This is a genomic window from Paraburkholderia phymatum (genome assembly GCF_038900715.1).
Lineage (GTDB): Bacteria > Pseudomonadota > Gammaproteobacteria > Burkholderiales > Burkholderiaceae > Paraburkholderia > Paraburkholderia phymatum_A.
The window spans coordinates 97,424-122,654 of the sequence record NZ_JAYMRZ010000028.1 but is presented as its reverse complement, the minus strand read 5'-3'; the positions used below and the strand labels follow the sequence as shown (position 1 = coordinate 122,654).

Annotated in this window: 23 protein-coding genes and 1 pseudogene; 14 read left to right on the top strand and 10 right to left on the bottom strand. The window is 58.3% G+C overall.

Features of this window, described 5'->3' with window-relative positions; genetic code table 11:
- Positions 1-130: 130 nt before the first annotated feature.
- Positions 131-1,738 (bottom strand): nitrogenase cofactor biosynthesis protein NifB, encoded by a 1,608-nt coding sequence (gene nifB, locus VSR68_RS36040; RefSeq protein WP_342944301.1) that lies wholly within the window; start codon positions 1,736-1,738, stop codon positions 131-133.
- Between the two features lie 456 nt (positions 1,739-2,194).
- Between nifB and nifV the strand changes: the two genes are divergently transcribed.
- The 7 genes from nifV (at position 2,195) to VSR68_RS36005 (ending at position 7,862) form a co-directional block, all read left to right on the top strand.
- A complete protein-coding gene (gene nifV / locus VSR68_RS36035) occupies positions 2,195-3,331 on the top strand; it encodes a homocitrate synthase (RefSeq protein WP_342944300.1) in 1,137 nt (378 codons plus the stop codon).
- A 42-nt stretch (positions 3,332-3,373) separates the two neighbouring features.
- Complete coding sequence (gene nifW, locus VSR68_RS36030; RefSeq protein WP_342937512.1) at positions 3,374-3,712, top strand: nitrogenase stabilizing/protective protein NifW; 339 nt, start codon at positions 3,374-3,376, stop codon at positions 3,710-3,712.
- Between the two features lie 15 nt (positions 3,713-3,727).
- Positions 3,728-4,576: an electron transfer flavoprotein subunit beta/FixA family protein gene (locus VSR68_RS36025; RefSeq protein WP_342937511.1), complete on the top strand. Its 849-nt coding sequence runs from the start codon at positions 3,728-3,730 to the stop codon at positions 4,574-4,576.
- Complete coding sequence (locus VSR68_RS36020) at positions 4,573-5,697, top strand: electron transfer flavoprotein subunit alpha/FixB family protein (RefSeq protein WP_342944299.1); 1,125 nt, start codon at positions 4,573-4,575, stop codon at positions 5,695-5,697. The genes VSR68_RS36025 and VSR68_RS36020 overlap by 4 nt, the downstream gene beginning before the upstream one ends.
- Positions 5,697-7,007, top strand: a complete 1,311-nt coding sequence (locus VSR68_RS36015) for an FAD-dependent monooxygenase (RefSeq protein ID WP_342937509.1) — start codon at positions 5,697-5,699, stop codon at positions 7,005-7,007. Before VSR68_RS36020 ends, VSR68_RS36015 begins: the two co-directional genes overlap by 1 nt.
- Positions 7,004-7,303, top strand: coding sequence for a ferredoxin family protein (locus tag VSR68_RS36010; protein WP_342937508.1), 300 nt, complete (start codon positions 7,004-7,006; stop codon positions 7,301-7,303). The genes VSR68_RS36015 and VSR68_RS36010 overlap by 4 nt, the downstream gene beginning before the upstream one ends.
- Positions 7,304-7,376: 73 nt before the next feature.
- Positions 7,377-7,862: a hypothetical protein gene (locus VSR68_RS36005; protein ID WP_342937507.1), complete on the top strand. Its 486-nt coding sequence runs from the start codon at positions 7,377-7,379 to the stop codon at positions 7,860-7,862.
- A gap of 134 nt (positions 7,863-7,996) precedes the next feature.
- On the opposite strand, the gene VSR68_RS36000 is transcribed toward VSR68_RS36005, so the two are convergent.
- From VSR68_RS36000 to VSR68_RS35965, 8 genes and pseudogenes are all read right to left on the bottom strand, one after another.
- The gene (locus VSR68_RS36000) at positions 7,997-8,569 is read right to left on the bottom strand and encodes a nitrogen fixation protein NifQ (protein ID WP_342937522.1); all 573 of its coding nucleotides are present in this window, start codon (positions 8,567-8,569) and stop codon (positions 7,997-7,999) included.
- Positions 8,570-8,585: 16 nt separating this feature from the next.
- The gene (gene fdxB / locus VSR68_RS35995) at positions 8,586-8,888 is read right to left on the bottom strand and encodes a ferredoxin III, nif-specific (RefSeq protein WP_342944298.1); all 303 of its coding nucleotides are present in this window, start codon (positions 8,886-8,888) and stop codon (positions 8,586-8,588) included.
- Complete coding sequence (locus tag VSR68_RS35990) at positions 8,885-9,103, bottom strand: CCE_0567 family metalloprotein (RefSeq protein ID WP_342937505.1); 219 nt, start codon at positions 9,101-9,103, stop codon at positions 8,885-8,887. The genes fdxB and VSR68_RS35990 overlap by 4 nt, the downstream gene beginning before the upstream one ends.
- 72 nt (positions 9,104-9,175) lie before the next feature.
- Positions 9,176-9,590, bottom strand: a pseudogene (gene nifX / locus VSR68_RS35985) (nitrogen fixation protein NifX).
- A 51-nt stretch (positions 9,591-9,641) separates the two neighbouring features.
- Positions 9,642-11,003 (bottom strand): nitrogenase iron-molybdenum cofactor biosynthesis protein NifN, encoded by a 1,362-nt coding sequence (gene nifN / locus VSR68_RS35980; protein ID WP_342944297.1) that lies wholly within the window; start codon positions 11,001-11,003, stop codon positions 9,642-9,644.
- A 21-nt stretch (positions 11,004-11,024) separates the two neighbouring features.
- Positions 11,025-12,518, bottom strand: a complete 1,494-nt coding sequence (nifE, locus tag VSR68_RS35975) for a nitrogenase iron-molybdenum cofactor biosynthesis protein NifE (RefSeq protein WP_342944296.1) — start codon at positions 12,516-12,518, stop codon at positions 11,025-11,027.
- 187 nt (positions 12,519-12,705) lie between these two features.
- Entirely contained in the window at positions 12,706-14,349 is a 1,644-nt protein-coding gene (gene nifA, locus VSR68_RS35970) for a nif-specific transcriptional activator NifA (RefSeq protein ID WP_342944295.1), read from the bottom strand.
- A gap of 766 nt (positions 14,350-15,115) precedes the next feature.
- Complete coding sequence (locus VSR68_RS35965) at positions 15,116-16,012, bottom strand: LysR family transcriptional regulator (protein ID WP_342937501.1); 897 nt, start codon at positions 16,010-16,012, stop codon at positions 15,116-15,118.
- A gap of 545 nt (positions 16,013-16,557) precedes the next feature.
- On the opposite strand from VSR68_RS35965, the gene VSR68_RS35960 reads away from it, so the two are divergent.
- From VSR68_RS35960 to VSR68_RS35950, 3 genes are read left to right on the top strand one after another with little or no spacing between them, the layout of a single operon-like run.
- Complete coding sequence (locus VSR68_RS35960) at positions 16,558-17,256, top strand: hypothetical protein (RefSeq protein WP_342944294.1); 699 nt, start codon at positions 16,558-16,560, stop codon at positions 17,254-17,256.
- Positions 17,257-17,267: 11 nt separating this feature from the next.
- On the top strand, positions 17,268-18,503 hold the full coding sequence (locus VSR68_RS35955; protein WP_342944293.1) for an ATP-grasp domain-containing protein: 1,236 nt from the start codon (positions 17,268-17,270) through the stop codon (positions 18,501-18,503).
- A gap of 12 nt (positions 18,504-18,515) precedes the next feature.
- Positions 18,516-19,808 carry an ATP-grasp domain-containing protein gene (locus VSR68_RS35950; protein WP_342944292.1) on the top strand — a complete coding sequence of 431 codons (1,293 nt, stop codon included), beginning with the start codon at positions 18,516-18,518 and terminating at the stop codon, positions 19,806-19,808.
- A gap of 11 nt (positions 19,809-19,819) precedes the next feature.
- On the opposite strand, the gene VSR68_RS35945 is transcribed toward VSR68_RS35950, so the two are convergent.
- On the bottom strand, positions 19,820-20,734 hold the full coding sequence (locus VSR68_RS35945) for a LysR family transcriptional regulator (RefSeq protein WP_342944291.1): 915 nt from the start codon (positions 20,732-20,734) through the stop codon (positions 19,820-19,822).
- Positions 20,735-21,014: 280 nt separating this feature from the next.
- On the opposite strand from VSR68_RS35945, the gene nodB reads away from it, so the two are divergent.
- The 4 genes from nodB (at position 21,015) to VSR68_RS35925 (ending at position 25,219) form a co-directional block, all read left to right on the top strand.
- The gene (gene nodB / locus VSR68_RS35940) at positions 21,015-21,647 is read left to right on the top strand and encodes a chitooligosaccharide deacetylase NodB (RefSeq protein ID WP_342944290.1); all 633 of its coding nucleotides are present in this window, start codon (positions 21,015-21,017) and stop codon (positions 21,645-21,647) included.
- A gap of 459 nt (positions 21,648-22,106) precedes the next feature.
- Complete coding sequence (gene nodC / locus VSR68_RS35935; RefSeq protein ID WP_342944289.1) at positions 22,107-23,447, top strand: chitooligosaccharide synthase NodC; 1,341 nt, start codon at positions 22,107-22,109, stop codon at positions 23,445-23,447.
- Positions 23,448-23,494: 47 nt separating this feature from the next.
- Positions 23,495-24,427 carry a nodulation factor ABC transporter ATP-binding protein NodI gene (gene nodI, locus VSR68_RS35930; protein WP_342944304.1) on the top strand — a complete coding sequence of 311 codons (933 nt, stop codon included), beginning with the start codon at positions 23,495-23,497 and terminating at the stop codon, positions 24,425-24,427.
- Complete coding sequence (locus tag VSR68_RS35925) at positions 24,428-25,219, top strand: ABC transporter permease (RefSeq protein ID WP_342944288.1); 792 nt, start codon at positions 24,428-24,430, stop codon at positions 25,217-25,219. It begins immediately after the preceding gene.
- Positions 25,220-25,231 lie beyond the last annotated feature (12 nt).

The window sequence follows — 25,231 nt, the reverse complement described above, 5'->3', positions numbered from 1 at the left end:
GGGGCACTGCGGCTCGCAGGCCGAGCAGCCGGTGCACGTCGACGCAATGATCTTCAGGGCCATGCGACACTCCTTGCAATGATGATCGGTGTACGCCCGGTGAGACAGGCATGACTATCCTGCCTGCCGCTCAAGCAGCGGCATCAGCGGTCGCAGCCGTCAACGCGCCCTGCGGGATCGTGGCTTCACCACGTTGCGCGTGCACGATCACGCCGTCGGCTACACGGCTGCAATAGTCGGCGAACCACGCAAGCGCCGCCTTTTCGATAAATTCGCCCGCGTACTGGTCCACCGGCTCGACGCCCGCGCGCGATAGTTCCTTGCGCGGACACGCGCCAATCTTTGCGACCAAGACAGCATGACAATCGCTGATCGCGCGCATGAGTCGGGGCAGGCCCTCGTCGTCGCCATAGCCGCCTTGGCAATAAAGGTCCACACGGCGGTGGCCGACGAAGAACGCTCCGGCCGCGCCAACCTCGAAAATCTGGAATTCGGAGACATGCCCGAAATGCGCGTTCACCCGGCCGCGCCCCTTCGTCGCGACGGCAATCAGAACCTTCATGTCGCCCTGCACCGCGCTCGCCTGCGCGAAGGCAAGCGCCTCTTGTTTCGCACCGCGCTGCATATCGACTTCGGCTTCCAGGCGACGCTGATATTCGCGGCGACCGTCGAGGTCATAGTCGACTTCCATGTGGTCGATCCTGTCTAGCGTGAACTCCTCGCGACGATCCTCGCCCAGAAGCCCCACCGCGTCGGCACGGCACTGCCGGCAATGGCGCATCAGGTTCGTGCCGCCCATGCACGCCTCCTGCACGGTATTAAGCTCACGCGCAGTCGGACCACGCTGTCCGTGCAGGCCGAAATACGTGCCATGCTCTGGCTCGGAGATCAGCGGCATGATGTTGTGCAGAAAGGCACCGCGCCTCTTCACCTCGCGATTTACCTCGATCAGGTGTTCGTCGTTGATGCCTGGAATTAACACCGAGTTGATCTTCGTAAGTACGCCACGCGCAGTCAGCATCTCGAGCCCTAGCATTTGCCGCTCGTGCAAGATGCGCGCGGCCTCCTTGCCCGTGAGTCGTCGGTGGCCCCAGAAAATCCACGGATATATCTTTTCGCCGATGGCGGGATCAACCATGTTGATGGTGATGGTTACGTGGTCAATGTTGTGCTCGCAGATCTCATCGACAAGCTCCGGCAACGCGAGTCCATTCGTCGACAGGCATAGCCTGATGTCCGGAGTCCGCTCGCGAAGCATACGGAAGGTGTCAAAGGTCTTTTTCGCATCAGCCAGCGAATCCCCGGGACCTGCAATGCCAAGCACGGTCAGCTGCGGGATCCGGCCGGCGACGGCCACTACCTTTTTTACCGCTTGCTCCGGCGTCAGCTTCTCCGACACGACGCCAGGCCGGGACTCGTTCGAACAGTCATATTTGCGATTGCAGTAGTTGCATTGGATGTTGCACGCTGGGGCAACCGCCACATGCATCCGCGCATAATGACGATGCGCCTCTTCTGAATAGCAGGGGTGATTCTTTATCTTTTCCCACACCTCTGTCGGCAGGTCATGGGGGATGCCTGACGAACCGCGGCCAGACTGACCGTCGCCACCACTGCGTGAACAACAACCGCCGCCCGGGGGGGCGAGCGCTTCGACTGCGGAGCCCAAGCGCGTTATCTGCCCGATGCCGATATAGGCGGTCGAGGGCAGCATGCTGTGGTTCTCGCTATCTTCCATAGATATCTCCTCGCAACCCGACGGCGGCCGCGCGCTAGGCAAAAGCGAAATCCGTGCCACTCCAACGCGATTCGCTTCGGGGTCTCGTTCAACCTTGGAACTGGTCAGACCCCGGTGGTAGGGCCGATCAGGTTTCTCGGGTTGCGCCCGGCATTCAAATTCGACAAACCCGACTAATGTGTCGCTGTTGCGACACCATCACAATTGCACTGTTTTGACCGCGCATTAGTTCGCATATCAAATTATTCTAATGACAGCCACGACGACGATGCATCAAGCACCGATGCAACGCTCAATCCGCTCGCAGTCGCCTGATGAACGGCAACACTGTCAGGAAAATGACATTGGCGACACGAATAGCCGGTCGAAATCCACGCAGAGCACTCTGTCACCGGTGATGCTTGCTTGGCACGAGCCTTGCGAAGCCATTGGGTAACAATCCCATAGACCGTTGAAATGCTCAAACCGATGATCAACGATACGACACTCCGGGACGGGGAACAGGCCGCCGGTGTCGCGTTTCACCCCGAGGAAAAATGCGCGATCGCCGCATCACTGTCGCGTGCGGGCGTGGCCGAACTCGAAATCGGAGTTCCGGCCATGGGCGAAGACGAAATCGCGTGCATCGAGGCCATTGTCGATCTCAAGCTCGACGCCAGTCTGATGGTTTGGGGCCGCCTCACCGATGGGGATCTCGCTGCGGCATTGCGCTGCCGTGCTGATATCGTTCATCTCTCCATTCCGGTTTCGGACATTCATTTGCAGTACAAGCTGCGTCAGTCGCGCGGTTGGGTACTAGCACAGATAGCACGCATCGTCGAGGAGGCAGCGAAAAATCACTCTAAGATTTCTCTTGGCATGGAGGACGCCTCGCGCGCGGACCCCTCGTTCCTCATAGAAGTCGCTCGCTGCGCGCAGCAATATGGAGCGCAGCGAGTGCGGTTTGCGGATACCGCGGGTGTGCTGGATCCCTTTAAGACCTTCCACGCCATTGCAGCGCTGCGCAATGCTGTCGATCTCGAGATCGAAATTCATGCACACAATGACCTTGGGCTTGCCACAGCCAACACTCTCGCCGCTTTTGGGGCCGGCGCCACGCACGCGAACACCACCGTCAACGGCTTGGGTGAGCGGGCCGGCAATGCGGCGCTGGAAGAAATCGTGATGGGCGTGCGGCACCTGCTGGGACGTGACACAGGCGTCGACACGCGAGCGCTGCTCGACATTTCCTCGTTGGTGGAACAGGCGTCAGGCCGTACGGTTTCATTCAACAAGAGCATCGTCGGTCGAGGTGTCTTTACTCACGAATCGGGCATACACACCGACGGCATGGCCAAGCATCCCACCACTTACGAGGGATTGGACCCAGCTGAGCTCGGCCGGCAACGGTCGATGATACTCGGCAAACATTCTGGATCTCAAAGTGTGCGCGAGGCCTACGACGCTTTAGGCGTGAGGGTCGCTGAGCGACTCATCCCGCAGCTGCTTGCGCGCATTCGTTCTTTCGCCGTGCAACACAAGCAGGCGCCCAGTGCAAGGGATTTGCACCGCTTCCTAGCCCAGGCCCGCGGCACGCGAGTGAAGGCGTCATGAGTGTGCTTATCGCGGCCAAACGTGTCCAATAGGAGCAACGATATGCAAAGAGTTATCGAGCAACTGCATCACCTCTCATCGATCGAGGATTTCATGCGATTCTTCGAGATCGAATTTGATGAAAAGGTGGTGAACGTGAGCCGCCTGCACATCCTTAAGCGCTTCTTCCAGTACATCGAGCAACAGGAAGAGCTGCCGCGGGACAATGCGACGGGCGTGCTCAACGTCTACCGAAGTCTGCTCCAGAAGGCCTACAACGACTTTGTTGTGTCCACGCCTGCGGAGCAGAAGGTATTCAAAGTTTTCCAGGAAGCGGACGGACGGAGACTCGTCCCCCTTGACAAGGTGTGCGCGTCGTTGCCCACCCGTGGCGCCGCCTGACCCGGAGTACCCTCAATGCATATTGTCGTCTGCATCAAGCAGGTCCCGGATTCGGCGCAGATCCGGGTTCATCCAGTCAACAACACCATCATGCGCCAAGGCGTGCCGGCAATTGTGAACCCGTACGATCTGTTCTCGCTGGAAGAAGCGTTGCGGATAAAGGATCGCTTCGGCGGCGCGGTCACGATGCTCTGCATGGGACCGCCACAGGCTGAGGACGCGCTCCGTAAATGCATCAGCTACGGCGCCGACGACGCCGTGCTCGTCACCGATCGTGCGTTCGCTGGCGCCGATACGCTCGCGACATCGTATGCGCTCGCAGCCGCTATCAGGCAGATTGCAACAGAACAGGCGGTGGACATCGTCTTTACCGGCAAACAGACGATCGACGGCGACACCGCTCAGGTTGGCCCCGGCATTGCCAAGCGCCTCGGCGTCCAGTTACTCACCTATGTGTCCAGAATCGTCGAGATCGACCTCGACGCGCGCACGATCGTCGTCGAGCGTCGCGCCGAAGGCGGCGTGCAGGTACTCAAAACTGCATTGCCATGTCTTGTGACGATGCTTGAGAACACTAACGAACTGCGCTTCGCAACACTGCCCGCAATGATCCACGCGGCAGGCTTCCCGGTGCGCAAATGGAACCGCGAACAGGCCGGCATTGATGACGCGAGCAAGATCGGGCTGAAAGGTTCACCGACCGTGGTCAGCAAAGTGTTCGGCCCGACGCCACGCGCTGAAACGGTTGAAATGCTCGAACTCGGCGCGTCCAGCTTCCACGAAGTGTCGCTAAACCTGACGCATAAGATATTCACTCGCCATCCGACACTGGAGGCGGACGTGCTGATGAAGAGGGACTCATGAACTCGCCCGCTGCCTCAAACAAGAAGCCGGCCATGCCAGCCAAACCGGCCGGAGGACGTAACCTCGATCTGCCCGAGCACCTAAAAGCCTACCAAGGTGTCTGGGTCTTTCTTGAGCACGATCGGGGTCACGTACATAGCGTGTCGTGGGAACTGCTCGGTGAGGCGCGCAAGCTCGCAGACAAACTCGGCAGCGACGTCGCCGTGGCGGCGCTCGGCGGTACGGACGAGCCACTTGAACAGTTTGCAACCCAGGCGTTCAGTTTCGGCGCGGACAAGGCATACGTGATTCACGATCCGGTATTGCTCGGTTACCGCAATGAGCCGTTTACAAAAGGGCTGACCGATCTGGTCAACAAGTACCGCCCTGAAATCCTGCTGCTCGGTGCAACCTCAACGGGCCGAGATCTCGCCGGCTCTGTGGCCACGACGCTCTCGACCGGCCTCACCGCCGACTGCACCGAGTTAAACATTGATCCAGCCTCGCGCGCGCTGGCGGCCACGCGGCCGACGTTTGGCGGCTCGCTACTTTGTACGATCATGACGCTCGCATACCGTCCGCAGATGGCGACGGTGCGCCCGCGGGTCATGGCGATGCCGCAGGCGCAAACGGGGCGCGGCGGCGAGATCGTGAAGGAGGCGCTTGGGATCGTTGAGGCCGACATTGTGACCAAATTGCTCGACTTCATCGCCGATGACAAAAGCAATCAGGTCAACCTGCCCTACGCCGACGTCATAGTTAGCGGCGGCAAGGGACTAAAGAACGCGGAGAATTTCCAGCTTGCGTTCGATCTGGCACGCGTGCTCGGCGGCGAAGTTGGAGCAACCCGTCCGTGCGTGCAGGCGGGCTGGGTGGAGGCCGATCGGCAAGTCGGGCAGACAGGCAAAACCGTGCGGCCGAAACTTTACATCGCTGCGGGCATCTCGGGCGCGATCCAGCACCGCGTCGGCATGGAGAGTTCTGACGTCATCGTCGCGATCAACACCGATCCGAACGCTCCGATTTTCGACTACGCGCACTATGGCATCGTCGCGGACGCACTGCAACTGCTGCCGGCGCTGACTCACGCGTGCAAGGACCATCTGGAGCTGCAGCAGATGCGTAGCAAAAGGAGAGCATGATGAAAAAAACCTCACGATTCGATGCGATCGTCGTTGGTGCCGGACCGTCCGGCAACGCCGCAGCTTACGTGATGGCCAAGGGCGGACTGGAGGTGCTTCAGATCGAGCGCGGCGAATATCCTGGCAGCAAAAACGTTCAAGGCGCGATTCTCTACGCAAACGCGCTAGAACAGATCATTCCGGACTTTCGTGACCACGCTCCGCTCGAGCGCCACATCATCGAGCAGCGCATGTGGATGCTCGATGATACTTCCTTCGTGGGCACTCACGTGCGTAGCGACGACTACAACAAGCCACCGTACAACCGCTACACGATCATCCGTGCGCAGTTCGACAAGTGGTTCTCATCGAAGGTGCGCGAGGCCGGCGCATTGCTGATCTGCGAGACCACGGTGAATCACCTGATCATGGATGGAGATCAGGTAGTCGGCGTGCAATGCGATCGGGAGCAGGGCGAGGTCTATGCAGACATTGTGATTCTCGCGGACGGGGTCAACTCAACGCTCGCACGCAAGGCAGGCTTTCACAGCGAAATCGAGGCGAGCAACGTCGCGCTAGCTGTGAAGGAGATTCTCTTCATGCCAGAGGAGACCATTCGCCAGCGCTTTAACGTTGGCGATGAGGAAGGCGTCGTGATCGAGATGGTTGGCAGGATCACCGAAGGCATGGCGGGAACGGGCTTCCTCTACACCAACAAAGAGTCGCTGACCATTGGGGTCGGCTGCATGCTGAGTGATTTCAAAAAGAACTCGAACCGCATGAGCCCGTATGTGCTGCTCGAAAAAATGAAGCGTCATCCGTCAATCGTGCCGCTCATTGCAGGGGGCGAGATGAAGGAGTACTGCGCTCATCTAATTCCCGAAGGGGGCTTCGACGCGATACCGCAAGTGTACGGCAATGGCTGGATGATCGTCGGTGACTCAGGCGGCTTCGTCAACGCCGCGCATCGCGAAGGTTGCAACCTCGCCATGACAACAGGACGCCTCGCTGCCGAAGCCGCCATCGCCGCAAAAGCGGCTGGCCGCGGCTACCGCGCTAACGCACTAGCCACGTATAAAGACGCGCTCGACGATAGCTTCGTGATGAAAGACTTATACAAGTACCGCGACATGCCGAAAATCCTGCACCGCAATCCACAGTTCTTTACGACATACCCTGATCTCGTCGCCAAGGCGGCCCGCACCATGATTACCGTGGATGGCGTCGACAAGAAGACCAAGAAGCACGAGGTTATGGCCAGTTTCCGCGAAAGCCGCTCGCTGACCGGGCTCGTCGGCGACGCGTACAAATTCTGGAGGGCCTTCCGATGAAAACGGTCACTGTCAACATCGAGGAAAAGCTGTTTCAGAACCGCTACCGCGTGGACGTAGGCCGGCCGCACGTCCATATCAAAAACGTTGACGTCTGCACCAACGACTGTGCCGACAAAAGCTGCACCTTCGTGTGCCCTGCGTCCTGTTATCGGAAGGAGAACAACGGCTCGGTCACGCTGATAACCGACGGCTGCCTGGAATGCGGCAGTTGCCGCATTTTATGCACAGAGCACCACAATCTCGAATGGGCGTACCCCCGCGGCGGGCATGGCATCCTGTTCAAGTTCGGGTAGAGAAACACATCGTTATCAAATCGGCTCCCGAACTTCGCGAAGGCGGGGGGAGCCCCATCATCGGAGCAAGTTGATGAACCTCATTACCGGTATCGAATCGACCGACCTCTTCGGCGGCAACGTCCCCGCCGCCGTGCTAAAGCTGATCGACACGGCTCGCGGCGGCGACGATGAGGATGTGGCCGCCGCGCTATGGACCGCGGTTCTGACGTACCCGCGCTGCCTGCCCCCCTACTATCTCCTGTATAAGTTCCATGCGAACCGCGGTGAACTTGGCGAGGCGCAGGAGGTCGCGACCAAGGCTTTGACGATCGCCGCCCGACAAGCGTCGATCGACAGCAACTGGTGTGCGGTACAACCGGGCGATGCGGACTTCACCATTCCTGGTCCTAGCCGCTTCTGGCTATTCACGCTCAAGGCACTGGCGTTCATCAGCGTGCGGCGCGGCAACCGCGCCGTTGCACTGAAGCTGATCGCCAAGCTACGCAAGCTGGACCCTACCGATTGCGTCGGTTTCGATGTCGTGGAAGCATTGCTGGCACAGTCCGGGTCGCGATAATTTGGTAGTACATCCCCGGCACGGCTACCGCCAGTCTCCCTGCGAGTTTCTGGGCGTTTGAGTGTCAGTGTCGAACCTGACAGTCATCGCACACCTTCCCCGCGGGCGCATGCTCACTTGGGCAGCCAGAATCTTCATTCCGGTCCGAAGCAATCCGCGAAATCCGCGCAGTCGCCGCAGTACGGGGCCTTGCAGATAGACAACGCCTCTCGCTCGCACAGTTGCTTATGGAGGAATTTTTTCCACTTCATGCCGTGGACGTTTTTCTCAGCGAGCCGTGGAAACCAGTAGCCGAGCAGCCCCGACAATTCATGACGCGAAGGAAGGCGCAAGTCCTGCCAGAGGTGTTTGTCCCGCACACACGCGCAGGCCAAGGCATGGGAAATGCAATGGACTTCGCTGGTTGTACCTGCGCGCGGATCAGCATGCGCCTTGAACAGGGTTATGAGGTCTTCGACCTCGTCGTAACGCGAGCCACGCCGCGGGGTGGTCGTAACCAATGCACCCTGTGGCAGCGATAATGCATCGTCCGCGCCTGGAAACCACCGTGCAAGTAGCCAGCGGGTCTCGTCGGCGTTCAGTCCGCGGATAGGCAGTATGCGCACGCCGGCTTCCTCGAACGCCGCTGCAAGCACTCCAGCGAGTGCAAGGACCGTGCAGTCGTTAGTGTTTATCGCGTGGCGCATCAGCGTCGCATGGAAATCCATAGTCATACTCTCGCGCTCAAATCTGCGCCGGGGCGTGCCTGTAGCACTTTTTTGGACAGATCTTCGCACACGCCGTGCAGCCGATACACAACAGTGGGTGCGCAATTGTCATGACCTTCTTTTGGTACTCCTCTTCATCATCGTCATCGAGCGGAATGAGGGCGCCGTCCTCGCTTACACCAACGAGTTGAAGGACACCTCGAGAACACACTCGAAAGCATCGCCCGCAGCCGATGCATTTTTCCTCGTCGAGCGAGGAGACAAAAGCCGGAGTCCAGGTTTCGCCACCGGGTAGCTTCACGCTGAAGGTATCGTTCATGTCAGCCTCCCGGGTTCACCCGAAACCGCCGCTGCGGTCTTGCGAGCGTCCATCAGTGCGGCATGCGCGTCGTGACAGCGCTGGGCGACGATCAGGATCTGCTCCCAACCGGTCGGCAGTTCTTCCGACAGGTCATGCAGATCCATCTTGGCTTGCACGGCCAATGCATTGAGCTTTTTCAGGCGCGCCTTCAGCTCTTGCGGGTCATTCATCATGTCCTCCCCTGTCACACGACCCACTGCAGGCGTCGCGGAGCCGCCAGCGCGGCAATCGTGTCGGTGATTGAGTTAGCGATCAAATATCTCGTCATCCTCCAATATCGTATGATCTACCAGCATTTTTGGTGAGTGCCTTGCGCAGCCACGGTGGCGGTGTGCCCTTCAGGACGTCCCTCAACTTCATCAGGATGTCCTCGATCGGCTCCGGCTGCGAAACCTTGACCGGATGGACCTTCAGTGCAACCACGCGCGCCGCGCCCGAACCGCCAATAGCCGCGACGTACAGGATCGCACAGCCGTGGATCACTTCAAGCTTCTGCGCGAGCTTGTCCTCGTCGCCGTCCTCCTCCAGATTGTCACCAAAATAAAAGGCTTCCACGAACTTATGACTGTCGACCGTTACATCGTACGTAACAATGTTCTTCGCCGACCCAAAGTGCGCGTCGACATGCACCTTATCCTGCGTGGCAAATGCAATTTTCATGCGATGGGTTCCTAGTAATGTTCATAGTGCTGGCTGTAATCACCAGCACCGTCATTTCATAGCTGGGGCTGCTACGGCGACGGCGATCGACGATGGCGGCAACGCCCAGTCGGCTGGATGGTGGTGTGCAATCTGTGCGGTCAGCAGATTTGCTATTTCGAAAATAAGGTTCATCGTGCCTCGATAGCCGATCTGGCAACGATGTGCGTTACCGATGCGATCAAACACGGGAAAGCCTACGCGCATGAGTGGCTTGTCAAGGCGCGCGGCCATCTGCCTGCCGTGCGAATGGGTGATGAGCAGATCGCAACCGGTCGCGGCTCGCTCCATGTCCTCCAGGTCACCCAGCACCACCCTGCTCGTCGAAAGTAGCGCATGCGACGCCGATGTGGTCGTGCTGACGCAGACCGACAGTTCCGCGCCCATTTCCTGTAGCAGCGAACCGATTGCGAGCAGCAAATCCGGTTCTGCACCCACGGCCACCTTGATACCGCCGGTGTAAAAATGGCCGTCGAGCATCGCATCGAGCAGTTGGCTGCGCTGCCGGCGGTACTTTGCCGGAACGGCCTGCCCCGAAAGTTGCGCGAGGCGCTGCAAGAACCGGTCATTGGGTTCGAGCCCGGTGAGCCGCTCGAAAATTTCGAACGGCGTCCCAGCTATCGACTCGAGCGTCTGCGCACCTTCGCGGGTTTGCTCTCCAACTCCGATTGTAAAGACCGAACCACCCGCCATCCGGATCTGATCGAGCGTGGTTCCGCCTAGCGTGGTACCACGCCAGACAGGCGAAACGTGGCCGTCGAGCGAACGCGAGACGTCGGGGAGTATGATCGGGTCTAGCCCGAATGCGCTGACGATCTCTCGCAGTTCGTCGATATCGCCCGGCGATAGATGACTACCAGGTAGCAGATTGACCTGTCGGTGCACAGTAGGCAGCGGCTTGACCAGCGTCTTCACGATCGCGGTAAGAGCATGCCTGTAGCCGTCTTCAAAGGCGCCAACATAATCCGGCGTCGAAACGTAGACGAGTTCGGTGTCGTTCAGTTCGGGCTCGCGTTTGCGCACCATCGCGAGATGGCCCACGATGTCTTCCCCGTTCGTCTCGGTGAGCCCCGTCGAGCAGAGCACGATGATTTTTGGCGCCGCGCGCCTACGGATGTTTAGCAGCGCCGTCTCGACATTTTCATATCCGCCGAGAATAGTGGTGACTTCATCCATCGCTGTTGTCTGCAGCGGAATTGCCTCCCTGAAATGGCGCACCAGCAGCACGAGGCCGAACGACGTGCAGCCCTGCGAGCCGTGCATCACTGGCATGCACGCGTCGAGTCCCATGGCCGCATAGCTCGCGCCAAGCGGTTGGCTCATTTTCAGCGGATTGACCGTGCAAGCTTTCTTTGACTCAACGACTATAGCCATGATGTTCGCTCCACGCTGCGCTCAGGCTGTGACGCTCGGGCGAACGCCAGTCGAGCAATCCTGCACGCTTGCGCGCCGCAACGCTGGCGTCCTGTCCTCCGGGAACTGCGGCAGACCAGTACCGAGCCTCTCAGCCTCTTCATCCCACGGCGCCGGAATACGCACCAGGTCCCAGACCGGGTTATGGATCGCGCGGTCGATTTCGCGTACTAGCGCGACGATGCCCTCATACCCGGCGTACGGATGATGGCGTTCCTGGTTGACGTCGAGCCATGGCGTGCGCGCCTTCAGCGCGACAAACTGCGAGCGCCCACCGGACAGCATGATGTCGGCCTTCGCGTCGCAGAGCATCGTGTACATTTCGTGTGCCGTCATATTCTCGACCATGCGCGCGTCGTCTCCCATGATCTCCTTGATCCTGTCCTTGTCGCCATCCGTGCTCTTCTTAACACTCGTGCCGACGATCTCAAGCCCCGCCTCCTGCAATGCCGCCACAACCGACCACGACTTCACACCGCCCGTAATCAGCAACACGCGCTTGCCATCGAGGCGCGCGCGGTACGGAGCAATGCGAGCCCAGGCACGCGCCTCTTCTGCCGCAATCAAGCGCTCGGTACGCGCAAGCAGGTCCTCGGCTGCGCCCTGCTGCACCAGCAGCGTCGCGACCCGGCGTAGCGCATCGCTCATATCGCCGATTCCGTAGAACGAGCCCTCAAAGTACGGAATGCCGTAGCGCTGCCACATCTTTGTCGCGACGTTGATCATCGACTTCGAGCAAACCACCATATTGACCTTCGCGCGGTGCGCACTCGCTATCTCACTGTACCGGCCGTCGCCGGAAATGCAGGACAATATACGAATACCCAGCGCATCGAAGAGCGGCTTCGTCTGCCACAGTTCACCCGACAGGTTATATTCGCCGATGATATTAATGTCCCAAGGCGTCGTATACGCCGGTTCGCGAGTGCCAATCACGTAATCGAGAAGCGCCTCGCCCCCAAGTTTGTTCCCCACGTTCTTCGATCCGGCGAAACCGGGGGCATTCACCGGTATAACGGGCTTCCCGAACTTTTCGGATGCGTGTTTGCAAACCGCTTCTATGTCGTCGCCGATGAGCGCGGTCACGCACGTCTGATAGACAAACACGGCGGGCGGATCGTACTTTTCTATGATCTCGCGCACACTACTGAAGAGCCGCCTCTCGCCACCATAGATCACATCGAGTTCATTGAGGTCAGTCGTGAAGCCTGTGCGGTAGAGCGTCGACCCGGAAGATGCCGCATGCCTGTTATCCCAGGAGTTCCCCTCGCATGCGATCGGGCCGTGAACGAGGTGAGCAACGTCAACAACCGGCTGCAGTGCGATCTTCGCGCCGTCGAACGCGCACCCGCCAGCCGCCGCTCCCGGCGAGACTTGTTTCGCGCAGCCCTGCTTGCGCTCCTTCTCGCTCTTGGCCTGGTTCTTCGCGCAACCTGGCTCCTCGAACACTTCGGCAGTCCTCGTCTTGAACAACATCGTCGACTCCTGACAATCTGCGGTCCACGACGACAGGCAAGTTGCATACCATCGATGTAGAGCGCATGCGACACCATTGCTGCGCCGTGCAGGACCAGGAATTGTCGTCATTGGCATCATCCAGACGGAGTTGAACGGATTGCGACATTGCACGGCAATGCAGATGTACTCGCGGGCCTTGTGTCTATCAGAAGCGACGTACCTTGATCTCGTGCTTGCGCAGCGCATAACCGATCTGCCGCGGCGTGATGCCTAGGAGCCGTGCTGCTTTCGCCTGCACCCAGCCACAACGCTCCATTGCCCAGACGAGCCGCTCACGCTCGCCCTCCGGCCTGCCGTCGCCGCGAGGGACGTCGAACCGGCCGCCGTTAAGATCGGCGGCGTGGCCGCTTGCGAGCGCGTTCGACGCTTCGCTCGCAGCAAGCTCCGACGGGGGACCGGGACGCACAGCATCTTCACGCTCGATGTGATGCAATACCTTCGTCAGGCACTGGTCGATCTCGCAGAGGAAGCAAAGGCGATCTATGATCTGATGGTGTGTCATCGTCGCAGTGCGCTCAACACAGTTCTCGAGTTCGCGCACGTTGCCGGGCCAGTAACAGCTCGACAGCACGCGCAATGCTTCGTCGCTGAAGCGCAGTGAACGACCGTTCTCGCGATTGAAACGATGGAGGAAATACTGCGCCATTGCCGGAATGTCTTCGCGACGCTCGCGCAGCGGCGGCAAAAGAATACTTACCACGTTGATGCGATAATACAGATCCGCGCGGAACTCCCCGTCCCTCACCATTCGTTCCAGATTGCGATTCGTCGCAACAATCAGCCTTACGTCGACTCTTACCGGCGTCGCGCCACCTACCCGTTCGAACTCCCGCTCTTGCAAAACGCGCAAGAGCTTGGCCTGGAAGGACGGAGAGATATCGCCGATTTCGTCGAGGAAAAGTGTCCCGCCGTGCGCTAGCTCGAAACGCCCCTTGCGTTGAGATTGCGCCCCAGTGAACGCGCCCTTCTCGTGGCCGAACAACTCGCTTTCGAGCAGCGTTTCCGTGAGCGCCGCGCAATTCACCGCGATGAATGGCTGCTCCTTGCGCGGGGATAGACGACAGATTGAACGCGCGATCAATTCCTTGCCCGTACCGCTCTCGCCGCGCAACAGCACCGTCGTTCTCGACGGCGCCACTTGATGGACCTGCGCAAAAACCTGCTGCATCGCCGTCGACGCACCGATCGTGTTATCGAGCTGATATGCACGAATGGTTTCCTTACGCGGGCGCCTGACCGGCTCTGCGCCGTCGCGCATGGGCTTGTCGTCACGATGAAGCAGCAGCGCCTGTGCCATCGGCGCCGCTACAATCTTCATAAGCTGAAGGTCATCGCCGAAAATGCGTTTGCCGTCCGCATTCTCGCAAAAAGCCACAAGCACGCCGAGCGGCCGCCCTTCGTGCCGGATCGGAGTCCCGAGCAGAGCGACATGTTCACCTTCCGATACACCGAAGGCTCCGATGTCGTCCGCGAAAAGCGGTTCTTCATTCAGCTCAGGCACAACCACTGCCGCGTCGCTCGAGTGCAACCGTCCTACGATCCCTTCTCCAGACAAGAATCGCGCACTGTCGCGCCATCCCTCTGACAACCCAGTGCTGCACAAACTGCACAGATGTCCATTCGGTTCCCTGACGGCGATGAACGCGGAGCGCCATCCGAGCGCATATGACAGATAACGCAGCGACCTGTCCAACGTCCGCTCGGCATCACGGGACGAGACTAGCGTCTTTACTACTTCGTACACTACATCGAAATCTCGAGGTCTCTCGTTGACATGAAAATGCGGCATCGATTTGAACTCCGGCGCTAGCGCGCCAAGCGCCGCCGGAAACACGGCTCGACAAAAAAGTCGATACTGTGCTCGCGTCGGCGATGACAAATTTGCACGCCACAACTAAGCGCGTGTCGATGACGCCGACAAAACGGACAAAGTCGCAACTGCGATATCGAATAGGGGCGACAACCACAACAACGTGCCTGTATGCGCGCCTAGGATACTAACGGAAAAAATTGGAGGTTTTACTACAAATTCACGTCATCTTCAGCATCGGGCAACTTATGAGGCTTGCTTATTAACTTGCACCGAAGCTCGATACAAACTGGACGGGGGCCATGTTTAGCCGGAACACGACATACGAGTGTGACGCCATGTTACGAGAACTACGCCTCGCCTCGCTCATTTCTTCTGCAACAGGTCATCTCTCAAGCACTGCGCCCGGCAGGCAGTCGGCCTAGAGCGTATGAATCGACCAATCGAGCATCCGCTTACTGTTCGAATGCACGAATAACACGAACGACCTGCTTGAGGGAAGGAAATCTGATTGCATCTCCGACTAGATTTTTCAATGACATTTGTCAAGCTTCATTCACCGGCTTGCTGGAATATCGCCGTTGCCCCCAGAGATTCCCCCTGCGCCTGGACGGTGGCAGCCCGGCGCATTTGTCTCGCGCATATACCGCGAGTTCTGATACGTCGAAAGCTTGCCCCGTCCGACGCAGCCCGCCGGAAGACGCGGATAACATGGAAGCCTGCGTAGCGGCATGCCGGTACGCCCTTAGTTGAGTGCGCCGTCGTCTGTGGATCCCAATTGCAACGCGCGAAAGAGGAAGCGCTGCAGAGCCGCTGCTGCGGACGTGCTGTCGTGTGCATTCGCGGGACTAAACAGGCCGAACTCCGCGACAGGTGGTATAGGCAGCCCGGCAGAACACGGATCGATTGCCCGCATCGTATCGCGGCGCACATGCCAATCGAGAAGCAGGGCAATACCGAGCCCGGCCTCAACGGCCGACTGGATTGCGGACAAACTGGTGCTCGTGCACGCGACGCGCCACGCGATGCCGGCTTCAAGCAATGTCGCAAAGAAGTTCTCCTGCCATCGACATGCTCCGCCGAATGCAACGATAGGAAGGGGTCCACCTCGCAGGTCAGCGTTTCGCGTGCGTGCGACGGCCCAGCGAAGCGGATGCCGCCAGGTAACGAGCGGCTCGACGTGAATCAGCGCAGGATCGCCAATCGCAAAATCCAGCGTGTTGCTTGCGAGCCGCTGGGATAACGCAGGGCTGGCGTCGACGACGATCTCCAGTGCGACGTCAGGAAACGATGCCGAGAACTGCCTGAGTGCATGGCGGAGGTGACTCATTGCGACGTCTTCCAGAATGCCAATCCTGACGGTACCTGAAACGTCGCCTGCATTGAGTGCGGAGCGGGCGGCAAGCCCAATTTCGAGCAACTTGTGCGCATACGGTAGCAGCACACTGCCCGCCGAAGTCGGCTTCACGCCGCGCGGCGAACGTTCGAGCAGGCGTTGGCCGACTTCGTCTTCAAGACGACGAAGAGCCATGCTGACGGCAGCCTGGGTGCGATGAAGTGCCATTGCAGCGTTGCTCACGCTGCCGGCCTCAATCACCGTCACGAACGTACGCAGCAGCGCGCTGTCGAGATCGCGAATCATCAATTTCCCTCATGCAGACATAAAGATTATCAGCTTATACCACGCATACACCTGGGGTTAATATCCTTCCGTCACTCACGCAGAGAACATGCGCGAGCGAGAATTTGAACGCAAAACAAGTCGAGAGCGACCACTTCGCGCTCGCGCCGATGTGCGCTGCCACGTCCGCCCGCAGGGGTCGGCCAAAGACTGCACCATTGCCATTCATTAGGGCATACGGCACGATTCGCACAACGTGGCTGCAGGTATGCGCCGCCAATCTGGAAGGAGTTCTGCGTGTTGCCGAGCTACTAGCAGGAAGACCCGGGCAAGTCGGTTCTAATCTAATCAAACATCATTGAGAAGCATTTGAAAGTCTTGCGTCTCACCACACAACGACTGCGGCCTGCGCAACTCCGGAGAACAAGAAGCCTCATAAGTCCCGAGGTACATATTGCGTTGCTCAAAAATCACCCGGTGTCTTTTGGCTCTTCCAGCCAGTGAATAAAGAGTGGCCACAGCGCTGTTTTCTCCGTTCTTGTTTTTCTATTTTACTTGGAGGTTATATGTCAACAAGCAACGATCGCGTTCATCTAGAGCAAGTCGCTGAGCAGGCGATGAAGCAGATTTTTGCCACTTCGCCGGAAACAGCTGCGTTCCATCGTGGAGATTGGATCGACAGTGAATACTATCGCCGGCATCTCGTCGAAACCGTGTTGCGAATCCGGCTCAACAACGAAGTCGACGCATTCGCACTTTACAAAATCAGCTACAAGGACAACGTGCTCGCGCAGTTTCTCGCGCGATACCTCGCAGAAGAATACGGGCACGATGGGCTATTCTTACGTGACATCGAGAAATTCGGCCTTTCCGCAGCCGACGTCGATCGCACCGCGCCCTTTCACAGCACCGACAAATTAATTGGCTACCTCTATCTGAGCATCGGCCGCGACGGGCCGCTGCCGACGATGGTGTGGAATTGGTTCGTCGAATGGTATTCGGATCGCTACAACAAGGTCATCACTGAAGCTGCGGCGCGCGCGTTCGGACACGATTATGTGAGGGGTTCGCTCGGCCACATTCACTACGACGAATCGCGCGATCACAATGAGCGGATGTGGGTCGCCCTGCAGCGGGCAATCGACAACTGGGGCGGAACGGAAAAAGCGGAGACCTATCTGTGCCACTTCGTCGAACTGATCCACGAATACTTCGACGAATTGCTTGTGACAACAGTGCCTCAAGCTGAACCGGTTGCCACATAAGGAGCATCCGCGTGACCGCCGTCATCGTAATTGAACCGGCGTCGTCGGGCGCGTCGCTTATCGCCGCTGCTGCGCGCCTCGGTGTCGCCGCGCATGTGCTTTCGGCCAACCGTGACGAGCGCGTCGTTCTGCCTGCACTTCGCAACGCCGCCGCATCGTTCACCGTGGTCGACACCGCTTCCCCAGACGCGGTCGCCGCAACGGCGCGCGCCATGCGCGTCGACGCAATCGTGCCCGGGTTCGAATACACAGTCGGCGTAGCCGCGCAAGCGGCGGCCCGGCTCGGTCTTCCCCATTTGCCGCCTGAAGCGGCAGCGCTAACTCAAGACAAGTACCACAGCCGCTTGCACCTCGCAACTATGGGAGTGGCGGTGCCACAGTTCGCTCAAATCGCAGATCCCCGCGACATCACGACGGCCGCCTCGCAGGTCGGCTTCCCAGCCGTTCTCAAGCCTGTGGACGGCTGCGGTAGCCAACTGGTGACGCGCGTCAACTCGCTTGCCGAGCTGCAGTTCGCGGTCGAGCGCGCCATACACCAAGGCGTTGTAGACATGGGCCGCAAGATTGGCAACGTTTTGCTGCTTGAGCAATATCTCAAGGGTCCGGAGTACAGCATTGAAGGTTACATCGACGGGCGCGGGCCGCGTGTTGTCGCTGTAACCGAAAAGCTGCTGAGCGCCGAGCCGTATTTCGTCGAGATGGGACACACGGTTGAAGCAGCGCTGAGGCCAGAGCACCGAGCGGCGCTGGTCGCATACGTCGAAGAAATCACAGCACGAATGGGCCTTACACTCGGCGTCTTCCATGCGGAGGCCCGCATCACACGCGACGGTCCGGTGCTCATCGAGATCGCCGCGCGGCTCGGAGGGGACCGCATCTACCGTCTGGTTGAACTCAGCAAGTCACTCTCGTTGCCGGAAGTGATGATACGCAGCCATCTCGGCGACACCAATCCGGCGCCCGGCTACGACACAGAGGTTACGACGTGCGCGAGCGGTGTGCGGTTCCTCGCGCCTGTAACGGGCCGCTTCTCCAGCGCCGCCGCGGTCGAACGGGTGCGCGCAATGCCTGGCTTCGAGGAGATCGAGGTCCATCCCTACATCGGCGGTGCCGTGCCACAACTGATGGATTTTCGCGGCCGGGCCGGACATGTGCTGTTTACCGCTGCCGATCGCCCGACGCTTGATTTACGTCTCGCCGAGGCGCAAAGCGCTCTTAGATTTAATCGCACCCTTGACGATATCTGAAAACTTCTCGACATGACAATCAGCCTGTCTTCCAACAGTAGACGCATCGTTGTGCTTAATCGTTGGTCCGACGACTTCGCGGCCTACCATCGCTATATCGACCATGCCGTGCACGACGTGGCATACGTCTGCACGCCAAACGCTGCGGCAGCACTGCGCGCGTCGCGCATCACTCACATTGAACAGCTACCCGATTTCGGCGATGAAGATGCGCTGCACGCGGCCGTGCGCGCCTGCAGCTCGGCACTGGGCGGCATCGACAGGCTCGTCGCGCTGTCCGAATTCGACCTGATGGCGGCCGCGCGGCTCCGCAATTCGTTCAGTATCCCTGGTGACCTGCCTGATGCAGTCGTCCGGTTTCGCGACAAGGCGGTCATGAAGCACGCCGTCGCGGCAGCCGGCCTGCGTGTGCCGCGCTTTGCAGCGCTGGAAAATCTGACCTCTCCCGATGCGGAGCCGATCAATACAATGCGTTTTCCGCTCATCGCAAAGCCGCGCACCGGTGCCGCAAGCGTAGGTGTACGGCGCGTCGACACGGAGGCGCAGTTCAATGCACTGTTGCCGACTCTACCGCTCGTTGAGTACGAATGCGAGGAGTACATCGAAGGAACGATTTACCACGTTGACGGCTTCGTTGTTGACCGTGCATTTGTGATCGCGCGCGCGTCACGCTATATCAACACTTGCCTTGAGTTCGCGCAGGGCAAACCACTCGGCTCCGTAATGCTTGATCCCGGGCCGCTGAATGATGCACTGCTCGCGTTTGCAGATGCCAGCCTCCGCGCGCTCGCGTTGGTCAATGGACCGTTCCATCTTGAGATCATTCGAGGCCCCGGCGCCCTGTACTTCCTCGAGATCGGTGCGCGCGTGGGCGGGGGGGAGATCCCTTTCCTGTTTCGCGATCTGTACGGTATTGACCTGTTCGCCTTGTGGGTCGCGCAGCAGTCAGGTGACGAGGCATGTTTCGCGGAGCAAGCACGAGCCGCGTTCGCCGCATCGACGTTGCGCGCGCGCGGCGGATTCCTGATGCTACCGGAGCCAGTCGGCAAGGCGTTCGTCGATGCGCAATTGCCGCAAGGAATCGCGGCGCTCTATGAAACCGTCTTGCCAAAACAACATCATGTCTTCGACGGCGCTGGCGGCTACGATACGATCCTCGCGCGCTTTCGCTACCGGGGTGCATCAGAACACGAAATCGCCGTGGCAATTCACGCGACGCTGCGGGATTTTCGCTTCACCCTCGCGGAGGTCGCGACACTCGCGACCTTTGAAAAAGGAATTCGGCCCGGCCCGAATTCGCCGTGAACCCATCGATACTAGCCAGCCACAAGGCTTTGCGCCTCCTGTAATAACAGCTCGCGCATCCAGATGCTTGCAGGGTCAGCGTTGTGCAGCGCAGGCCATTGGATCGATTCAGTGAACGAGGAAAGGGGCAGTGGTACCTGGACGATCCGGAGGGGAACCACTTCGGCGAAATGCCTTGCCAGCCTCATAGGGATCGTTGCTATACGGTTGGTACGCGATAGCATGGATGGAACCAGATCAAAGGTCGGCACGACAACCTCTTCGCGCCTCTTGAGACCGAGATCGAGTAAGAAAAACTCCTCGATCGAGGGCCTGCGCGCCCGTCCGAACCTCACTGTCACGTGTCCCATCGACATGTACTTCTCCAACGGGAGCCGCCGCGACAACTGTTTGTTTGTTGGACATCCGACACATACGAGCTTCTCCTCGAAGAGCGCCGCTTTGGGGTGAGAATCTGCCAGCAACAGCTCCGGCAAAATCAGAAAATCGGCGTCACCTCGACGAAGCAACTCGCCGGGCTCGTCGTCAGGAAAAAGCAGTTCAAAACTCACTGAGGGAGCTTCGCGCGCGACACGTTTTACGACATCCTGGAAATAGACAAGTGTCATGAAATCAGAAAGGCAGACCCTAAAACGGCGATTCGATTTGGCCGGTTGGAAGACGTCGCGCGAAATGATCGAAAGCTGTATGTGCGACAGAGCTTCCCGAACCGGGCCTGCGAGCTCCATCGCCCGAGCTGTCGGAACAAACTCGCGGCCCCTCATCACGAACAGGTCGTCAGAAAAATAGTCTCGTAACCTGCCGACCGCGGCACTCATGGCAGGTTGACTCAAATTGATGTTCTGCGCCGCGACAGTCAGATTGCGTTGCGTCATCAGCGCATCCAGCGCAACAAGAAGATTGAGATCGAGGCCTTTGAAGCGCATGTTCAGGTATTCGCTGTGTGGATGCGACGTATCGAAACAATCGATTGTACAAATTAATTGTCGTCCCGCAAAGTTACGCCTATCAAGACTAAAGCTGCAAGAGGTCGCATGAAGATTTTCTTCGAATTACTGACCGACCGTTTTTTGCAAATTCCCAAATTGTGAGTCGTAGACAGATTTTCACCACCGCGACGTTTTCTGCGCACCACCATGAATACTCGATGACTTAGAGATGAAGGATGACATACCAGAACGAGACGGGTGCGAACCGATTCGATTAGTGTCCGAAGTGCCGGACAACTTCGACCGCCAACACCAATCCCGTCAGGTTTACCTTACTTTCGATGACGGTCCAGACCTAGTATGGACGCCCAAGATACTTGACGTGTTGGGGCAGCACAAGGTGCCGGCAACGTTCTGCGTACTTGGCTTCTACGCGGCAAGTCATCCACAGTTGATAGAACGGATCATCGCTGAAGGTCACGAGATCGCCAATCACACGATGACGCATCGGGATCTTTCAAAATGCGAACCGGAACAGACACGGCGTGAGATATTGGAAGCGAACGCGATATTCAAGCGGACATGCCCTGCCGCAACGGTGCGGTATGTGCGTGCGCCATACGGAATATGGACGAAAGAAGTAATTGCCGAATCGGCAAAGGCGGGACTGACGGCACTTCACTGGTCGATAGACCCGCGAGATTGGTCTCGCCCCGGTGTCGACGCGATTGTGCACGCTGTGCTGGCGTCCGTGCAGCCAGGCTCTATTGTCCTTTTACACGATGGGAGCCCTCCTGGAGAGTGGTATCCGGATGCTCGCGCCACATCGCGCGATCAGACCGTCACGGCGCTGTCGCGCCTGATTCCAGCTTTGAAGGAACGCAGGTTTGTAATCAGTTCACTGCCTTGATGTCGACAAAGTGAACCGATGAGCCCCCGCAAAAACCGGCACCATCTATCAAGGCTGGTGCGCCTCATTACAAGAGGTTTCTCAAATCATGAGCAGCAGCTTGTAAACGGCTTCGAACGGATTAATCGATATGAACGCATCAGGAAATCCTGACGCAATAAACAGGAATCACTGACCGAGCTTTCTGCATCGGCCGATGGATATATTACTTGCCAGCTCGCTATCATGGCCGTGCACTAGCTGAGAAACCGAGCGACGAGAGAGCGCAAGATTCTGCGATCTCGCCAAGACATAGCGAGACATCATCCATGGATCTAGGCGGATTGGAGAGACACCCTTGCCCACTACCGACAGGAACTTCGCAAGCAAATCTTTGGCGTTTTCCACCTGTTCATTCTCTGGATCACGGCAGGCCTGTAATCAGATCATTTCTTAACGCCACTTAGCAAACTGACCTCGATGAACATCCCTGCCACGATCAACACGACCTCCATTTTATTGTACGCACTACTTTCGACCATTTATAAAAGCGCGCAGGTTCTACACGCCATGCCGGCTAGCGGGCCACCGGCGAGAAGTAACTCGACCAACTGCAACTCCCTGCCCGATGTCGACGTTATTGTGCCGTGCTTCAACGAAAACCCGGACACACTGCGGGCATGCCTCGCTTCAATCGCGACGCAGGAGTATGCTGGCCCCGTTAAAGTCCACGTGGTCGATGACGGTTCAGCCAATCGAGACGCGTTGAGAATGGTGTACCACGAGTACGAGCACGATCCGAGATTCAATTTTGTCCTCCTTCCCCGGAACGTAGGAAAACGCAAGGCACAAATCGCTGCGATCCGCTCTTCGTCCGCGGAACTGATACTTAACGTCGACTCAGATACGACCCTAGCGCCCGACGTCGTGAAGAAACTCGTACTAACAATGAGCGACACGGCGATCGGGGCCGCCATGGGTCAATTGACAGCAAGCAATCGCAGCGACACATGGTTGACCCGTCTGATCGATATGGAATACTGGCTCGCCTGCAACGAAGAGCGTGCCGCTCAAGCCCGTTTCGGTGCCGTTATGTGCTGCTGCGGTCCATGCGCCATCTATCGGCGATCCGCGCTTCTTTTGCTGCTGAACCAGTACGAGACTCAGACGTTTCGCGGAAAACGCAGTGACTTTGGCGAAGATCGTCATTTGACAATTCTTATGCTGGCAGCTGGTTACCGAACGGAATATGTTCCAGACGCGATCGCAGCTACCGTTGTACCAGACAAGTTGTGGCCGTATCTGCGTCAACAACTACGTTGGGCGCGCAGTACTTATCGCGACACGCTGCTTGCGCTGCGCCTCCTGCCTCGTCTCGATCGTTACCTTACGCTGGACGTGATCGGGCAAAACGTAGGGTCGCTTTTGCTTGCCGTTTCAATGCTTGCCGGGTTCTTGCAGATCGTTCTGACAGCCTCGGCACCTTGGCACGCATGCTTTCTAATAGCCTCAATGACTATGATCCGCTGTTCCGTGGCCGCAGTTCGGTCTCGAGAACTTCGATTTCTCGGATTTTCCGCGCACACATTTATCAACCTTTTGTTATTGCTTCCAGTAAAAGCCTACGCATTGTGTACGCTGAGTAACAGCAACTGGCTTTCCCGAGGGTCTGCCGCCGACGACTGTCGCGAATACGTCGATCCGCCTGGACACGCTGCGACGACAGACGCTAATGCATCGACGGGTATGGATGCGCAGTGTGACAGACAGTGCAAGCCACCGTCATTCAGAACGTCGAACAATGTAGTCCGTAGTGAATGATGCTTAGATCTCGCGCGCAAATCACGCTCTTCTTTTAACAAAGCCACATTTCGACCTTCCGTTCAATGGCTGCTGCAACGATAACGTTTACTGGCGTGAGAAAGTTATATGACGGCAAACAGGTCGTTAACGGACTTTCATTTCGCGTCGAGCAGGGCGAATGCTTTGGCCTGCTGGGACCCAACGGCGCAGGCAAGAGCACGACCGCGCGCATGATCCTCGGTATGGCGTCGCCTGACGCAGGTGCTATCACTGTCCTTGGAGAGCCCGTGCCCGTACGCGCACGTCGGGCACGGCGGCGTATCGGCGTAGTTCCGCAATTTGACAACCTTGAGCCCGGGTTTACGGTCCGCGAGAACCTGCAGATATTCGGGCGCTACTTTGGCATGAGCGCGGGCGAAGTCGAAGCGGTGATTCCGTCGCTGCTTGAATTCGCGCACTTGGAGAGCAAGGCTCACGCGCGCGTCTCAGAATTATCCGGCGGCATGAAGCGTCGGTTGACCATCGCCCGGGCGCTTATCAACGACCCACAACTGCTGGTAATGGACGAGCCTGCGACCGGCCTTGATCCACATGCGCGCCGCCTCGTCTGGGACCGCTTGCGCTCTCTACTTGCGCGCGGCAAGACAATCCTTCTAACCACTCACTTCATGGAAGAGGCCGAACGATTGTGCGATCGGCTCTGCGTGATCGACAAAGGACGCAGCATTGCGGAAGGTGCCCCTCATGCGCTAATCCAGGAACAAATTGGGAGCCACGTGCTGGAGATATATGGCGGCGATTCGCACGAACTGCGTGCATTGCTCGAGCCATACGCGCAGCGCACGGAGGTGAGCGGCGAGACGCTGTTTTGCTATGCAGCCGATCTGGAACAGGTGCGCATGCAGTTGTGCAAGCGAACGGGTCTGCGCGTTCTGCAACGTCCCGCAAACCTGGAAGACGTGTTTCTTCGGTTGACCGGACGCGATATGAAGGACTAGATGATGCGTGAACTATTCACGATGACTATGCCCACCAACACTTGGAACTGGCGCATGGTATGGCGCCGCAATTATCTGGCGTGGCGAAAAACTGCACTCGTTTCGCTTATCGGTAACCTTGCGGACCCGATGATGTATCTGTTTGGATTGGGTTTCGGCGTGGGAATAATGATAGGCCGCATCGAAGGCACTTCTTACGTAGCCTTTTTGGCGGCTGGAATGGTAGCGACAAGCGCAATGACTTCCGCGACGTTCGAAACGATTTATGCGACTTTCGCTCGCATGCACATTCAGCGCATGTGGGAAGCAGTCTTGTGTACTCAACTCACGATCGGCGACGTCGTTCTCGGTGAATTGGCTTGGGCAGCAACAAAAGCCCTTTTGGCCGGCACGGCTGTTACGGCGGTTGCCACGACGCTGGGCTATGCGGCCTTTCCGGGCATTCTTTATGTCATTCCTGTCGTTATCTTAACTGGCCTCGCCTTCGCGAGTATTGCCATGGTCCTCATCGCGATCGCGCCGAGTTATGATTACTTTATCTTCTATCAAACACTTGTTCTGACACCCATGCTTTTTCTGAGCGGTGTCGTCTTTCCGGTCGCCCATCTTCCAGGTGCATTTCGACAGCTTGCGCGATTCTTGCCGCTCACACATTCCGTTGAACTCATCCGCCCTGCGATGCTTGCGCGCCCAGCCGCCGGAATCGGTCTGCATGTGATTGCGCTTTGCGTCTACACAGTCTTGCCATTCTTTCTGTCGGCAGTACTGTTTCGCCGACGCCTCCTATCTTGACGCAGATGATTG

Excerpts from the sequence above, each read along its gene's own strand:
- nifB (WP_342944301.1), bottom strand. The coding sequence starts at position 1,738 with ATGGAAGATAGCGAGAACCACAGCATGCTGCCCTCGACCGCCTATATC.
- nifV (WP_342944300.1), top strand. The coding sequence starts at position 2,195 with ATGCTCAAACCGATGATCAACGATACGACACTCCGGGACGGGGAACAG.
- nifW (WP_342937512.1), top strand. The coding sequence starts at position 3,374 with ATGCAAAGAGTTATCGAGCAACTGCATCACCTCTCATCGATCGAGGAT.
- VSR68_RS36025 (WP_342937511.1), top strand. The coding sequence starts at position 3,728 with ATGCATATTGTCGTCTGCATCAAGCAGGTCCCGGATTCGGCGCAGATC.
- VSR68_RS36020 (WP_342944299.1), top strand. The coding sequence starts at position 4,573 with ATGAACTCGCCCGCTGCCTCAAACAAGAAGCCGGCCATGCCAGCCAAA.
- VSR68_RS36015 (WP_342937509.1), top strand. The coding sequence starts at position 5,697 with ATGAAAAAAACCTCACGATTCGATGCGATCGTCGTTGGTGCCGGACCG.
- VSR68_RS36010 (WP_342937508.1), top strand. The coding sequence starts at position 7,004 with ATGAAAACGGTCACTGTCAACATCGAGGAAAAGCTGTTTCAGAACCGC.
- VSR68_RS36005 (WP_342937507.1), top strand. The coding sequence starts at position 7,377 with ATGAACCTCATTACCGGTATCGAATCGACCGACCTCTTCGGCGGCAAC.
- VSR68_RS36000 (WP_342937522.1), bottom strand. The coding sequence starts at position 8,569 with ATGGATTTCCATGCGACGCTGATGCGCCACGCGATAAACACTAACGAC.
- fdxB (WP_342944298.1), bottom strand. The coding sequence starts at position 8,888 with ATGAACGATACCTTCAGCGTGAAGCTACCCGGTGGCGAAACCTGGACT.
- VSR68_RS35990 (WP_342937505.1), bottom strand. The coding sequence starts at position 9,103 with ATGATGAATGACCCGCAAGAGCTGAAGGCGCGCCTGAAAAAGCTCAAT.
- nifN (WP_342944297.1), bottom strand. The coding sequence starts at position 11,003 with ATGGCTATAGTCGTTGAGTCAAAGAAAGCTTGCACGGTCAATCCGCTG.
- nifE (WP_342944296.1), bottom strand. The coding sequence starts at position 12,518 with ATGTTGTTCAAGACGAGGACTGCCGAAGTGTTCGAGGAGCCAGGTTGC.
- nifA (WP_342944295.1), bottom strand. The coding sequence starts at position 14,349 with ATGCCGCATTTTCATGTCAACGAGAGACCTCGAGATTTCGATGTAGTG.
- VSR68_RS35965 (WP_342937501.1), bottom strand. The coding sequence starts at position 16,012 with ATGATTCGCGATCTCGACAGCGCGCTGCTGCGTACGTTCGTGACGGTG.
- VSR68_RS35960 (WP_342944294.1), top strand. The coding sequence starts at position 16,558 with ATGTCAACAAGCAACGATCGCGTTCATCTAGAGCAAGTCGCTGAGCAG.
- VSR68_RS35950 (WP_342944292.1), top strand. The coding sequence starts at position 18,516 with ATGACAATCAGCCTGTCTTCCAACAGTAGACGCATCGTTGTGCTTAAT.
- VSR68_RS35945 (WP_342944291.1), bottom strand. The coding sequence starts at position 20,734 with ATGCGCTTCAAAGGCCTCGATCTCAATCTTCTTGTTGCGCTGGATGCG.
- nodC (WP_342944289.1), top strand. The coding sequence starts at position 22,107 with ATGAACATCCCTGCCACGATCAACACGACCTCCATTTTATTGTACGCA.
- VSR68_RS35925 (WP_342944288.1), top strand. The coding sequence starts at position 24,428 with ATGATGCGTGAACTATTCACGATGACTATGCCCACCAACACTTGGAAC.